The organism is Acinetobacter sp. USHLN143, from assembly GCF_037145695.1.
Taxonomy (GTDB): domain Bacteria; phylum Pseudomonadota; class Gammaproteobacteria; order Pseudomonadales; family Moraxellaceae; genus Acinetobacter; species Acinetobacter fasciculus.
The window spans coordinates 1-292 of record NZ_JBBCWZ010000268.1; the positions used below are offsets into that span (position 1 = coordinate 1).

General features: G+C 38.0%; 1 protein-coding gene. It reads right to left on the reverse strand.

What is annotated here, in order from left to right:
* A partial coding sequence (locus tag WFH18_RS18620; RefSeq protein WP_336755444.1) for a transposase occupies nucleotides 1–292 on the reverse strand: 292 nt, incomplete at both ends.

A 292-nucleotide genomic window follows, 5' to 3' on the forward strand; every position in this document is an offset into this window, starting at 1 on the left:
AACTCTTCTTTTTTCCCAAAACCAATTAAACGCTGAATCGCCATTTGAACATAGTCTAAACCATAGCGAAATAAACTCATTGAGAGTCGTCCATGCTTCTTTATTTTTATCGCTTTTTTTTGATCATGTTGCCATTCACCCGTTAAGTAACACCAACAGAAGCTTATAGCTAACACCGCAATCAATTTTTTCACTCGTCTAGGGTCTGTCAAGCGCGTATTTTCAAGATTAAACCCGCGTCCTTTGAGACAACTGAATAAGGTTTCAATTTCCCAGCGTAATGCATAATCCT